General features: G+C 63.6%; 12 protein-coding genes, 1 tRNA gene and 1 pseudogene. 11 read left to right on the top strand and 3 right to left on the bottom strand.

Annotated elements, in window-relative coordinates; genetic code table 11:
- Positions 1-31 precede the first annotated feature (31 nt).
- Positions 32-104: transfer RNA gene (locus VVR41_RS04990), tRNA-Ala, on the top strand.
- A gap of 65 nt (positions 105-169) precedes the next feature.
- Positions 170-343, top strand: coding sequence for a hypothetical protein (locus tag VVR41_RS04985; protein ID WP_368523849.1), 174 nt, complete (start codon positions 170-172; stop codon positions 341-343).
- Positions 344-508: 165 nt separating this feature from the next.
- Here the strand turns inward: VVR41_RS04985 and VVR41_RS04980 are convergent, their stop codons facing one another.
- Entirely contained in the window at positions 509-1291 is a 783-nt protein-coding gene (locus tag VVR41_RS04980) for a (S)-acetoin forming diacetyl reductase (protein ID WP_368523848.1), read from the bottom strand.
- 323 nt (positions 1292-1614) lie between these two features.
- Here VVR41_RS04980 and VVR41_RS04975 point away from each other — a divergent pair, with 323 nt between their 5' ends.
- Positions 1615-2214 carry a cation transporter gene (locus VVR41_RS04975; protein ID WP_368523847.1) on the top strand — a complete coding sequence of 200 codons (600 nt, stop codon included), beginning with the start codon at positions 1615-1617 and terminating at the stop codon, positions 2212-2214.
- Here VVR41_RS04975 and VVR41_RS04970 read toward each other — a convergent pair.
- A complete protein-coding gene (locus tag VVR41_RS04970; protein ID WP_368523846.1) occupies positions 2211-2816 on the bottom strand; it encodes a DNA-3-methyladenine glycosylase I in 606 nt (201 codons plus the stop codon). The two genes, VVR41_RS04975 and VVR41_RS04970, sit on opposite strands and share 4 nt — an antisense overlap.
- A 66-nt stretch (positions 2817-2882) precedes the next feature.
- Here VVR41_RS04970 and VVR41_RS04965 point away from each other — a divergent pair, with 66 nt between their 5' ends.
- Positions 2883-3290 (top strand): DoxX family protein, encoded by a 408-nt coding sequence (locus tag VVR41_RS04965; protein ID WP_368523845.1) that lies wholly within the window; start codon positions 2883-2885, stop codon positions 3288-3290.
- Positions 3283-3921, top strand: a complete 639-nt coding sequence (locus VVR41_RS04960) for a zf-HC2 domain-containing protein (RefSeq protein ID WP_321103269.1) — start codon at positions 3283-3285, stop codon at positions 3919-3921. Before VVR41_RS04965 ends, VVR41_RS04960 begins: the two co-directional genes overlap by 8 nt.
- Here the strand turns inward: VVR41_RS04960 and VVR41_RS04955 are convergent.
- Complete coding sequence (locus VVR41_RS04955) at positions 3908-5494, bottom strand: dolichyl-phosphate-mannose--protein mannosyltransferase (protein WP_409338276.1); 1587 nt, start codon at positions 5492-5494, stop codon at positions 3908-3910. The two genes, VVR41_RS04960 and VVR41_RS04955, sit on opposite strands and share 14 nt — an antisense overlap.
- Before the next feature lie 45 nt (positions 5495-5539).
- Here VVR41_RS04955 and rsmI point away from each other — a divergent pair, with 45 nt between their 5' ends.
- The 6 genes and pseudogenes from rsmI (at position 5540) to VVR41_RS04925 (ending at position 13418) form a co-directional block, all read left to right on the top strand.
- Positions 5540-6379, top strand: coding sequence for a 16S rRNA (cytidine(1402)-2'-O)-methyltransferase (gene rsmI / locus VVR41_RS04950; RefSeq protein ID WP_368523844.1), 840 nt, complete (start codon positions 5540-5542; stop codon positions 6377-6379).
- A 117-nt stretch (positions 6380-6496) separates the two neighbouring features.
- Positions 6497-8198 (top strand): annotated as a pseudogene (locus tag VVR41_RS04945) (BCCT family transporter).
- 28 nt (positions 8199-8226) lie between these two features.
- Positions 8227-10080 carry a methionine--tRNA ligase gene (gene metG / locus VVR41_RS04940; protein ID WP_368523843.1) on the top strand — a complete coding sequence of 618 codons (1854 nt, stop codon included), beginning with the start codon at positions 8227-8229 and terminating at the stop codon, positions 10078-10080.
- Complete coding sequence (locus VVR41_RS04935; protein ID WP_368523842.1) at positions 10081-11250, top strand: MFS transporter; 1170 nt, start codon at positions 10081-10083, stop codon at positions 11248-11250. It begins immediately after the preceding gene.
- A gap of 25 nt (positions 11251-11275) precedes the next feature.
- A complete protein-coding gene (locus tag VVR41_RS04930) occupies positions 11276-12121 on the top strand; it encodes a TatD family hydrolase (RefSeq protein ID WP_368523841.1) in 846 nt (281 codons plus the stop codon).
- 166 nt (positions 12122-12287) lie between these two features.
- Positions 12288-13418: a transglycosylase family protein gene (locus VVR41_RS04925; RefSeq protein ID WP_368523840.1), complete on the top strand. Its 1131-nt coding sequence runs from the start codon at positions 12288-12290 to the stop codon at positions 13416-13418.
- The last annotated feature ends 3 nt before the right edge of the window (positions 13419-13421 follow it).

Genomic DNA, 13421 nt, shown 5'->3' with positions numbered 1-13421 from the left:
TTGTCGATGGAGGAGTAACGTCATCGGCATTGGGGCTATAGCTCAGTTGGTAGAGCGTCGCGTTCGCAATGCGAAGGTCAGGGGTTCGATTCCCCTTAGCTCCACGTAGAGCTGCTTTAGGAAGCGGCATGGGTACTCGGTACCTCAGTATGCACAGCGGAACTGATGGGTGCTTCAGCTTTCGTGGTGCTATGTGGGGCAGTTGATCTTTTATGAGTTCGATTACTGGTTCGCAGCCATCAAAGCTGCGGTGCTCACTTTCTTCTCGATCAGCGGCATGCCAATGGCTGCTGGCCTTGGCTCGGTGTTGTTTATTTCGTTTCTGCTCCGGATTCGTCGCTAAGCGCAGCTAGTTCTGGGGCTGAGTAAATCTGTTGTTCAAACGCCGCGGGTGTCATTAGCGCCAAGATGCGCAGTGGTATCCCTTACCCGGAAGCTCCTATTTTCAGGTAACACGGACAAAAAATGGGGTGGAGACCATAATCTCCACCCCATTTTCAGATGTTGTTTAACGGAAGACCATACCGCCGTCAATCAACAGGGACTGACCCGTCATGTAGTCAGAGTCGGGGCCTGCAAGGTAAGAAACGCAAGCTGCAACCTCTTCGGAGGTGGACAGACGACCCAAGGCAATATTCTTGGCGAAGGTCTGCATGCCCCACTCGAAGGACTCGCCGTTCTCGTCTGCTACCTGCTGTGCGATTCCGCGCATCATCGGGGTGTCAACGATACCCGGGCAGAAGCCGTTAACAGTGATGCCACGGTCTGCGAGGTCGCGTGCAGCGGTCTGGGTGATGCCGCGAACAGCGAACTTGGAGCCGCCGTAGACTGCAAGACCAGGGTTACCAATCTGGCCAGCCTGGGAACAAGCGTTGATGATCTTGCCGCCGTGGCCCTTGGCCTCGAATGCTTCCATAGCAGCCTGGATGCCCCACAGGACACCACCGACGTTGACGTTGAATACCTTGTTGAAGATCTCCGGGGTGATGGTCTCCAAAGGAGTCTGCGGACCCAAGCCAGCGTTGTTGATAACAACGTTCATGTCACCGAGTTCTTCGGTGGACTTGCGGACAGCTGCAAATACGGAGTCGCGGTCAGATACGTCAACCTGAACTGCGAGAGCTTCGCCACCCTTGGCGTTGATCTCATCAGCGGTCTCCTGAGCGCCTTCGAGGTTGAAGTCTGCAACTGCGACAGCGAAGCCGTCTTCGACCAGGCGCTCTGCAATTGCCTTACCAATGCCCTGTGCAGCACCGGTAATAAACGCGACTTTGCGGTTATTTTCCGTCATAGCTTGAGAAGTCTCCTTCGTAAACGTACAGCGAATGATCCTCGCCGTTTGTACCGTTCCCATGGTACTCCGCATACCGCCTATTGCTTTCATAAAATGGAGAAAATAAATGTGACAAAGAACGCGGTTTTAGTTTCGCTCGGAAGGATCAGCCTCCTTGGCGGTCCAAGCGGTGTGACACGGGAATGTGGTGAAGTAGCCCGTACGTGGGGATGCTGGAAGGTATGCCTGGTTTCGTGGGTGCTCGAGCCACGTGAGACTCTGCGTTTAGGCTGTACACGCATTAGAGACACCGTGTATCGAGAAGGAAGCTTTACGGAACAATGAACACTATTCGCCGAGCTGTGCTTGTAGTAGCGCTGCTCAACCTCACGTACTTCTTCGTCGAGTTTGCGGCGGCGGTGGCGATTGGATCTGCTGCCCTGTTCGCGGACTCGGCGGACTTCCTCGAGGACACCGCAATCAACCTGCTCGTCTTCTTCGCCGTGGCGATGTCCGCCCGCGGCCGCCGCGTGATGGGGGCGGTGCTGGCTTTCCTCATTCTGATCCCGGCGATTGCTGCGCTGGTGACTGTCGCAGGCAAGATCGCAAATCCTGTCCCACCCGAGCCGGGATCGCTAACCCTCGTTGCTATTGGCGCACTTGTGGTCAATGTCGTGTGCGCTTTAATTCTTCTGCGTGTGCGCAATGCTGGTACGTCGTTGGCGACGGGGGCGTGGTTGGCGGCGCGCAACGACGCGCTCGCCAACGTGTTGATTATCGTCGCGGGACTCCTCACCTTTGCTTGGCCGACGGCCTGGTTCGACATCGTGGCGGGACTCATCATCGCTGCGATCAATATCGGAGCGTTCATCGAGGTGTGGCGCGAGTCCCGTGAAGAGCACGACTCCGTCGAGGAAGCGTTCGCGGAGATGGACGACTAGCTCCATACCCCTGACGCCTCGCGCCGCCAGGTCCCGACGAGGTTGGTGTCGAGGATCCCGGTCGATTCCATGAGCGCGTACATGGTCACTGGGCCGACGAAGGTGAAGCCGCGGCGCTTGAGTTCGCGGGCCAGCGCGGCCGATTCCTCCGACTGTGTGGGGACGTCCTCCGCGACTGTCGGCGCCGGTGTTTCAGCGGGTTGGAAGGACCAAACCAACTCACCGAGGTGCGTGCCCTCCTCGCGCAGCGCGAGTGTGGCGCGGGCGTTGGTGACTACGGCGGAGAGTTTGCGGTGGTTGCGGATCAAGGTGGCGTCGTCAAGCAAATGCTCGATGCCCTCCATCGCGGCGACTTTGTCGGGGTCGAAACCATGAAAAGCTGCGCGCAGCGCCTTGCGCTTGGACAGGATGAGCCGCCACGACAGCCCGACCTGGAAGCCCTCGAGGCAGAGGCGTTCGTACATGCCGCGCTCGTCGCGAACCGGCATGCCCCACTCGGTGTCGTAGTAGTCGCGCAGCAACGGGTCGTGTGCAGCCCACGGCGGGCGAGCCTTGCCGTCGTCTCCCATGATGGGGCCGGTGCCCGGGAATTCGGTGTCCATACCTCCATTAGACCTGCATTCGACCGGTGTGGTTCCCGGGCGCGGTGTTTCTGTAGTCTTTGAGCCATGAACAGGCCTGCGGTACGAGATTTCGCGCTCCTTCTGGTGCGACTCATCGCAGGCGCCGTGTTTGTCGCGCGCGGGTACCGCAGCTGGTTCCAGGAAGGGATCGCGCGCACGGCAGAAGAGCTGGGCAAGGCGGGGGTTCCGCAGCCGAAGCTGTCGGCGTACCTCTCGTCCACCGTGGAGCTCATCGGCGGGTCGCTGCTCATCATTGGCCTGCTCACCACCCTTGTTGCGGGGCTGCTCATGCTGGTCGTGCTCGCCGCGGCGTACTTCGTGCACCTCAATCAGGGGTTCTTCGTGGAGACCGGCGGCATCGAGTACCCGCTCGTGCTCGCCGTGGTGCTTTTCGTCATCGTCGTCTTCGGCTCCGGCCGCGCCAGCCTGGATAGGGCTTTGACCAGTGCTTAGCCATTCGGATGTGCAGGCCGCGCTGTCCGCCCGGCTCGACGGGGAAAAGCCGCTGCTTGACGACGAAGTCGTGGACGCCCATCTCGAACAGTGCGCGCAGTGCCGCGCTTACTGGGATCGCCTGCTTGCCCTGTCGAACAACCTCCGCTTCGCCGCGCCGGCAGGCGGCATGGCGCCGCCCGAGGATCTCTCCGAGGTCATCCTCGCCGGTGTGGAAGGGCAGTGGCACCGCTTCGCCCAGCGCCGAGCTGTGGCGCTCGCGCTCAGCCGCGTGTTCTTGGTTTCCATGGCGCTGATCTGGGCGGCGTGGGCCGTGCGCCTCGTCATTCAGGACGCTGGTGCCTCGCCGGATCAGGCAGCCGTGCGCCTCGGCGTGGCCAGCGCTTTAGCGTTTACCGCGTGGAAGCCGGGCCAAATCCCGGGCGTGGTGCTCATCGTGGGCACGATGTTCACCTTCACCCTCGGGTTCGCGGTGCGCGACATCCTCCTCTATGCCCCGGCGGGTGTGGGCGGAACGATGGCGGTGCTGTTCTTTACCCTCGTCGCCCTTGTAGTGACCTGGGTGGTCGAGCGCGGCGCCGACCTGCGGCGTGGGTGGCGCATGCTCAGCGCTGAGCCTACTTCCAGCTAGGCAGCCACATCATCGATTGATACAGCCCCTCTGGGATGCGCATGCCGTAGAGGATTGGGGAGAAGTAGACGAACATCCCGACCACCACGGCCAGGTACGCGAGCACAGCCACCTGGCCTACCGTGATGTCGAAGCCAGCAAGTCTGCGCAGCTGCGGGTGGGCCGGCGTACGCCAGGTCTGCAGGACGTAGCCCAATGCGATGGCGATGAGCACGATGGTAAACGGCACCATCGCCGTGGCATAGAAGAAGTACATCTGGCGGTCGAAGGCAGCTAGCCACGGCACAAAACCGGCGGCGAAAGCGATCACAGGGACGATGACGCGGGTGTCGCGGCGCGTCAGCCAGACCCACGCTGCCCACAACAGGATCGGAACGGTGAGCCACCAAATCGCCGGCGTGCCGAACAGGTAGATCATTTCGCGGCACGTCATGGGCCCGCACTCGATGTCGGTGGAAGAGTAGTAGAGGATCGGACGCGCGGCGACGAGCCAGGCCCACGGCTTCGAGTCCCAGGGGTGGGAGCTTCCGCCTGAGGACGTCAACGAGCCGTGGAACTCAAGAACCGACAGGTGGTAGTACAGCCAGCCCGCGAGGGCGTCGGGAAGCGAGGCCAGCTCGGGCCAGTCGCTCCCGGCGATCGTCCCGTCAACCGCAGAGTGGCGGTACACGGAGGTTTCGGACGCGAACCAGGCGCGCCAGGACCAGACATAGAGCGCAATCGGGATGAGGACGAGGGAGGCGAGGGCCGCGGGGACGTCGCGAAGCAACGTGCCCACGACGGGCATCTTCACCCGGTAGCGCGAGCGCAGCCACAGGTCCCAGAAAGCGCTGAGCAGGCCGAAGAAGGCGATGTAGTACAGCCCCGACCACTTCACCGACAGACTCAACCCGAGCAACACGCCGGTGGCGAAGCGCCACCAGCGGAAGCCGAGGCGTGGCCCGAGCGCGCCGGCGGGATCGATCAGGCCGGCGAGGTAGGCGGTGTGCATCCGCTGGTGGACCTGGCGCATATCCCCGGTGAGGGTCCACGAAGCCGCGACGATGAACGTCACCTGGAAGATGTCCAGCATGCCGAACTTCGCGGCGACGAGGAGCACCCCGTCGCACACCGCGATGATGCCGGCCAGGGTGGCCAGGGTGGTCGACTGCGTCAGGCGGCGGCACAGCAGCCAGATGAATGCGACAACCGCGGTGCCGAACAGCGCCGTCATGACGCGCCACCCGAGCGGGGTGTAGCCGAAGACAGACTCGCCGAGGGCGAGGAGCTGCTTGCCCAGCGGCGGGTGGACCACGAGGCCGTAGGCCGGGTTGGACTCAATGCCGCCGAGGACGGGGTTGATGTGGGAACGGACCATGTCCCACCCCTGCGGCACGTAGTGCTTCTCATCGAAGATGGGCGTGCCTCCGGCCGTCGGCAGTGTCAGCCCGAAAAACCGTGTCAGCAGCGCGGCGAGGACGACAGTGGAGAGAGCCTGCGTGTCCCGGCGCGTCCACGCGGCCCAGCGGGGGGCCTTCGGGGCGGGCGGCCGACCCGCGCGGGGCAGCTGGGGGCGGGGAGCAATCGTAGTCACCACTGGGATACTACTGGGATAGCAGTTGTGCCATGCTTGGTGTCCATGAGTGGAATCGTGGTGGCGGCAACCCCCTTGGGCAACATCGGCGACGCATCTGATCGGCTCAGAGAGGCGCTGGCGACCGCGGACATCGTCGCTGCGGAAGACACCCGCCGGGTGCGCAGCTTGGCGTCGGCCCTCGGCGTGGAGATTCGGGGCAGGGTGGTGTCCAACTTCGACCACAATGAGGACGGCCGCGTCGCAGAACTCATCGCGGCCGCGCGTACGGGCACGGTTCTGCTTGTCTCCGACGCCGGCATGCCGGTGGTATCTGACCCTGGCCACGCCGTGGTCACCGCGGCGCACGAGGCGGGGGTCCCTTTGACCTGCATTCCAGGCCCCTCGGCGGTGACCACGGCACTGGCCCTGTCGGGGCTCAACACCGGTCACTTCATTTTCGACGGGTTCGCTCCGCGCAAAGCCGGCCCGCGCCGGGCCTGGCTGGAGTCGCTTGTCGACCAACCGCGCGCCGTGTGCTTCTTCGAGTCGCCGCACCGTATTGCTGCCACCTTGTCCGATGCCGCCGAGATCCTCGGCGCCGATCGTCTCGCCGCAGTCTGCCGCGAGCTGACAAAGACGTACGAGGAGGTCAAGCGCGCCGGGCTGGGGGAGTTGGCGCAGTGGGCCGCCGACGGCGTGAAAGGCGAGATCACTGTGGTCATCGAAGGTGGTCGGCGAGCGGCCGCAGACCCGGAAGAGCTTGTGGCTGTCGTGCTAGAGCGCGTTGAGCGCGGCGAGCGCCTCAAGGACGCGGTGAAGGATATTGCCCGTGCACATGGAGTGAAAACGGGCGATCTCTACGACCTTGCGCTCGCCGCGCGCGACGGCTCCGGTTCGAAATAGGCTGCGAAGTGCGTTAGCCTCCACCTGGCTCACTGTCATATAGATTTGCGCTTATTTGGCACTTATTGTCAGTTGCCTCGAAGAAACCCAGAACCCAACTAAAAGGAGTGGTTTGGCGTGGCGCACACAAGCGCAGCCGACGAGCTTGCAGAGCTCATTGAAACCAAAGATCAGCACACCCCCGAGGAAAGGGGAGACGAAACGATCGTGTCGGAAGCGGACGATGACAACGCCCGCGTCGACTGGACGATCATCGTGCCGCTCGTTGCCGTGGTCGCGGCAGTGGTGCTCTGGGGCCTCGTCGGAGCGGACAGCTTCGGCGCGTTTTCCACGGCTTCCTTCAACTGGGTGATCACCAACCTGGGTTGGGCATTCGTCCTATTCGGGACCGTGTTCGTTTTCTTCGTCCTCGCTGTCGCGTTCTCGCCGTTCGGTTCGATCCGCCTCGGCGGGGTCAACGAAGCACCGGAGTTCCGCACGGCATCCTGGATTGCCATGATGTTTGCCGCCGGCATGGGCATCGGCCTGATGTTCTACGGAGCCTCCGAACCGCTGGCCATGTACCGCGACGGCGTTCCCGGACGCGAACCCCAAGAGGTGGGCACGGCCATGGCGCAGACCATGTTCCACTGGACGCTGCACCCGTGGGCCATCTACGCCATCATCGGCTTGGCCATCGCGTACTCGACGTTCCGCCGCGGCCGCAAGCAGCTGCTGTCCAGCGCCTTCGTCCCTCTCATCGGGGAGAAGGCTGCATCCGGCCCGCTGGGCAAGGTCATCGACGGCTTCGCTATCTTTGCCACGATCTTCGGCACCGCCTGCTCCCTGGGCCTCGGCGCACTCCAGATCTCCTCCGGCCTGCAGGCCTCCGGTTTTGTGGATTCGCCGTCGACGCAGCTGACCGTCGGCATCATCGCGGTTTTGACGTTGGCCTTCCTCCTGTCGGCGATGTCCGGAGTAGGCCGTGGCATCCAGTGGCTGTCCAACTTCAACATGGTCATCGCCGCGATTCTTGCCATTTTCGTCTTCGTCGTCGGCCCCACGGTCAACCTGCTCAACATGCTGCCGACGTCTATTGGGTCCTACCTTGACCAGTTCTTCATGATGGCCGGGCGCACCGCCTCCAGCGCCGACGGCACTGCGGGCGACTTCCTGTCTTCCTGGACGATCTTCTACTGGGCATGGTGGATCTCCTGGTCCCCGTTCGTCGGCATGTTCCTCGCCCGTATTTCCCGCGGACGCACCATCCGCGAGTTCTGCCTCGGCGTCATGCTGGTCCCGACGCTGCTGTCCACCGTGTGGTTCGCCATTTTCGGTGGTTCTGCAATCAGCCTCGAGCAGGCGGGCGAGTCGATCTACGGCGAAGGCAACGCGGAGGAGCAGCTGTTCAACCTGCTGCACACCTTCCCGGGCGGCTTCCTCGCCGGTGTCTTCGCGGTCATTTTGCTGGGCACGTTCTTCATCACCTCGGCGGACTCCGCCTCCACCGTGATGGCGTCGATGTCCCAGAACGGCAAGTCAAATGCCTCGCCGTGGCTGGCCGGCATCTGGGGCCTGGGGACCGCGTTCGTCGGTCTGACGTTGCTGGTCGTCGGCGGCGAGGACGCGCTCGACTCCCTGCAGTCGGTCACCATCGTGGCGGCGACCCCGTTCCTGTTCATCCTCATCGCTCTCATGTTCGCCGTAGTCAAGGACGTTTCCAACGACGTGATCTACCTTGACCGCAAGGAATCGAAGCGGTTCGACCACCGGGCTGGCCATCGAGAGGCGCCACAACAGGGAGCGCAAGGCCCGCGAAGCACGACGCAGTGCGAATTAGAAAGCGGCCATAGCTTATGCTGGAGACCATGAATTCACCAGAGACAGCTCAGCCGGGACAAAACATCCTGGTGTGCGTGGCCTGGCCCTACGCCAACGGACCGCGCCACATCGGCCACGTTGCAGGATTCGGCGTTCCGTCGGACGTCTTCGCCCGCTACCAGCGCATGGCTGGCAACAACGTCCTCATGGTCTCCGGCACCGACGAGCACGGCACGCCCCTGCTCGTGCAGGCAGACAAAGAAGGCGTGACCGTCAAGGAGCTCGCCGACCGCTACAACCGCCAGATCGTCACCGACTTGGCTGGTCTGGGGTTGTCCTACGACCTGTTCACCCGCACGACCACCCGGACCCACTACGGGGTCGTGCAGGAGCTGTTCAAGGGGCTGTACGCCAACGGTTACATGGTGAAGGAGACGACGCAGGGCGCGATTTCCCCGTCAACGGGCCGCACCCTGCCGGACCGTTACATCGAGGGCACCTGTCCCATCTGCGGTGCGACTGATGCCCGCGGCGACCAGTGTGACACCTGCGGCAACCAGCTCGATCCCGCTGACCTGATCAACCCGGTCTCTAAGATCAATGGTGAGACGCCGGAGTTCGTCGAGACCGAGCACTTCATGCTTGACTTGCCTGCGCTTCACGACGCCCTCAAGGCGTGGCTCGAAACCCGTGAGGACTGGCGCCCGAACGTATTGAAGTTCTCCCTCAACCTCCTCGAGGACATGCGCCCGCGCGCGATGACCCGCGACATCGACTGGGGCATCCCCATCCCGGTGGAGGGGTGGGAGGACAACCCCTCGAAGAAGCTCTACGTGTGGTTCGACGCTGTCGTCGGCTACCTCTCTGCTTCCATCGAGTGGGCACGCCGCAGCGGCGACTCGGACGCGTGGAAGGATTTCTGGCAGGACCCCGCCACGCGCGGCTACTACTTCATGGGCAAGGACAACATCACCTTCCACTCCCAGATTTGGCCTGCGGAGCTGCTCGGCTACGCGGGCAAGGGTGCTAAGGGTGGCAACGAGCACGCCTTTGGGGAGCTCAACCTGCCCACCGAGGTCGTCTCGTCGGAGTTCCTCACCATGTCCGGCTCGAAGTTTTCTTCGTCGAAGGGCGTGGTCATCTACGTTAAGGACTTCCTCGCCGAGTTCGGCGCGGACCCGCTGCGCTACTTCATCGCGGTTGCGGGGCCGGAGAACAACGACACCGATTTCACGTGGGACGAGTTTGTTCGCCGCGTGAACAATGAGCTGGCTAACGGCTGGGGCAACCTGGTCAACCGCACCGTGTCGATGGCGCACAAGAACTTCGGCCAGGTCCCGGCTCCGGCCGATCTTGCCGAGGCTGACCGGGCGATCCTCGATCTGGCGGAGTCGACGTTCGCGGCCGCCGGTGACGAGCTTTCCCGCGCCAAATTCAAGAACGCGGTCACCAAGATCATGCACGTTGTCGGCGAGGCTAACGCGTACATCGCGGATCAGGAGCCGTGGAAGCTGGCCAAGGACAGCGCGCAGCGCGAGCGCTTGGCCACTGTGCTGTGGACGGCGCTGCAGGTCGTTGCCGACTGCAACGCCATGCTCACTCCGTTCCTGCCGCACATTGCGCAGCAGGTCCACGAGACCCTGGGCCGCAGCGGCGTATGGGCGGCTGTCCCGCGCATCGAGGACGTCACCGACGACTTCGACGGCGAGCTGGTGGGCGTGAACCTGCCGGAGAAGGGGCAGACTTACCCGGTCATTGTCGGTGACTACGCTTCTCAGCAGGCAGTGTGGAAGCGCACCCCGGTGGTCCCGGGCACGACACTGGAGAAGCCAAAGCCGCTGGTGGCCAAGCTCGACCCCGAGCTAGGCGAAACCGGGCCCGAGTGGGCTCGGGTCCAGTAAGTGGTAGCGCTCCTTCTCTTCGCCGCCGTCATCACGGTGGCGATCAACCTCCGGGCGGGGTTGGCGTCCGTGGGGCCGGTGCTTGACGACGTCATCACGGCCTACGACGCACCCGCGTCCGTCGGCGGCATCATTACAGCGCTGCCAGCGCTTCTGTTCTGCATTGTCGGGCTGACCGCGGTGCCGGCGGCGCGCCGCGTGGGCCTGACACCTGCGCTCAGCGGCGCCGCGCTCGTGATGACGATGGGCCTGGCGCTGCGCCCGTTCGCACCGACGATTACCGCGTTCGTCGTCGCGACGTTTGCGGTGGCAGCGGGTATCGCTGTGGGAAACGTGCTGGGACCGGCGTGGATCAAGAAATACGCTGGCCGCTACATGGTTCCCCTGACCACGGTGTACTCGGTTTTCGTGTGCCTGTCCGCGTCGATCGGCCCGTTGTCGGCGTTGATCACCGACTCCTGGCAGGTGTCGTTGGGTGTGTGGGCGATCGCCGGCGCGATCCAACTTATCGTCTGGCTGATCGTTCTGATTCGGGTGGGCTTCGACACTCCCCGCGTTGTCACCCCCGTCGACTCGGCGCCCGAATTGTCGATCTACCGCTCGCGCACTGCCGTCGCGCTCATGCTCTTTTTCGGACTGCAGTCGATGAACGCCTACGTTCAGTTGGGGTGGCTGCCGTCCATTTTGGGTGAGCAGGGCGTGTCCGACTCCGTGGCCACTATCGGCCTCGCATGCATCGGGCTGCTTGCCGCCTTGGGTGGTCTGACTCTGCCTACCGTGGTTGAACGCTTTTACAGCCTGACGCCGCTGGTCCTTCTTTTCGGCACTCTGACCGCGGCGGGGTATGTGGGTATCCTCGTGGCTCCCGCAGCCGCGCCGATTCTGTGGTGCTGCCTGCTCGGTCTCGGCGGATGGTGCTTCCCGCTTTCGATTGCGCTGATCCCGTCGCGGACCCGCAACGCGCTGACCACGGCGCGCCTGGCCGGGTTCGTGCAGCCGTTCGGGTCTGCGATTGCGGCCGCCGGACCTCTTCTGGTGGGTGTGGTGCACGGCATCGTGCAGTCGTACACCCCGATTCTCATTGCGCTGATCGTTTTGGCGATCATCATGGGCTTGCTGGGTGTTGTCGCCTCGCGCCGCCTGTACATCGAGGACGAGCTGGCGGGGTAGGCAGGCGCACATATGCTGGGGAGTCATGTCAAAGAAGAAGCCTCGCCCCACCCCAGTTCCCGCTGCCCGCATTCCCGGGCTTGTCGACGCCCACACGCACCTCGCCTCGGCCGGCGCGCGCACAGCAGATGAAATTGATGCCGCCGTCGCACGCGCTCTCGACGCCGGTGTTGAGCGGATCTGCACCGTCGGTGACGGCCTGGAGGAGGCGGAGCTCGCGCTCGCGGCAGCACAGCACCATGAAAGGGTGTTTGCCGCGTGTGCGATCCACCCGACTCGCGCCCACGAGCTCGACGACTCGGCTCGGCAGCGGCTTTCGGAGATGGCCCATGATCCGAACTGCGTGGCCATTGGAGAGACGGGAATTGACACCTATTGGCTGACGCACGATCCCGAATCCACCGCGCCACTGGACGTTCAGGAGGAGGCGTTGCGCTGGCACATCGACCTCGCGGTGGAGTCAGACAGAGCGTTGATGATCCACAACCGCGAAGGTGATGCTGAGCTTCTGCGCATCCTCGCGGACGCGCCGCGCCCGCGCGAGGTCATGCTGCACTGTTTCTCCTCGCCGCTTGACGTTGCCCGGGAGGCGATTGAGCGCGGATACGTTCTCTCGTTCGCCGGGAACGTGACCTTCAAGCGCAACGACGAGTTGCGGGAGGCGGCGCGGCTGGCGCCGGCGGGCCAGCTCCTCATCGAGACGGATGCCCCGTACATGACTCCGGAGCCCTTCCGCGGCGCGTGCAACGAGCCCGCTCTTATCGGGCACACTGCGGCAGTTGTGGCAGAGGCGCGCGGCGTCGACGTGGAAACCTTGGCGCGCGAGGTGGGGGAGACGTTCTCCCGCGTGTTCGCTGTCAAGGAAATGTGACGCAGGCTACAGGCGCGTTAGTGCAGGTGTCGAGGGAGGGGAGTTGACGCACGTTTCAAATGTGATTTCTGTGGCGCTTTGTGGTGTGGCGAACTAGCCCGACGTGCGCTTTTGGCGTAGCCTTAACCCAATCGTGATGAAACCGAGACTTTTTAGGAAGTAACGAATGTCCGCTCAGCGCATCAACAACACCTCCTCCACCGCCAAGCGCCTTGCTGCTGGTGGTCTCGCAGGTGCGGTCATCGTCGGTGGCGCTGCCACGGCTGCCGCGACCTCCAAGAACGTCACTGTCGATGTCAACGGTGAAGCCGCCACCGTGCGCACCTTCTCCGCTGACGTCGAGGGTGCTCTCAAGGCCGCGGGCGTCGAGGTAGGTGCGAAGGACCTTGTCTATCCGGCGCTCGGTGAGACGGTGGCAAGCGGCGACCTCGTCACTGTGCGTACCGCTAAGCCCGTTGCTTTGGTTGTCGACGGCGCTGAGCAGCAGCTCAGCTCCACCGCGGCCACCGTTGCGGATCTCATCGGCGAAGCTGGTGTCAGCGCGGCCGCTGCCGCTGATGTCGATCTTGACCAGCCGGTCACTGACGGCATGACAGTCGATATCACGACGCCGAAGATCGTCGCGATTAACGATGGTGGCAACATCGTCTACACGGCGGCGGCGAAGAAGACCGTCGGTGAGCTGCTCGCCTCCCGCGGAATCGCGGTAGACACCAACGACCGCGTGAGCCTGCCGCTCGACGCGCCGATGGCGGAGAACTTGGAGATCCGCATCGACCGTGTCGAGGAGATCAACACCACCGAGACCGTTGAATTCGACGCTCCCGCCACCTACATTGATGACGCCTCCCTCGAGCAGGGCGTCGAAGAGGTCCGCACCCCCGGCACTCCAGGTGAACGTGCGCAGACCACACGAACGATTGTGGTGAACGGCCAGGTTGAGTCTGTTGAGCAGCTCGAAGCGGAGGAGACCCGCCCGGCCGTGCCCGCGACGATCGTGCGTGGCACCAAGCCCGGCACGGCGGCAGCATCCGCTCCTGCCGTCGCTGGTGGGTCCGTGTGGGATGCCATCGCCGCGTGTGAGTCCGGTGGAAACTGGGCGATCAATACCGGCAATGGGTATCACGGTGGCCTGCAATTCAATCCGCAGACCTGGGCCGCGTACGGCGGCACCGCGTACGCCCCGACCGCCGACCAAGCCACCCGCGAGCAGCAGATCGCCATCGCACAAAAGACTCAGGCGGCACAGGGCTGGGGCGCGTGGCCGGCCTGCACCGCCAAGCTGGGACTGCGCTAAAGC

Origin of the sequence: Corynebacterium sp. LK2510 (genome assembly GCF_040946405.1) — a bacterium.
In the GTDB taxonomy this organism is placed as follows: Bacteria; Actinomycetota; Actinomycetes; order Mycobacteriales; family Mycobacteriaceae; genus Corynebacterium.
The sequence above is the reverse complement of the archived record's forward strand: the minus strand, read 5'-3'. Positions and strand labels throughout refer to the sequence as shown.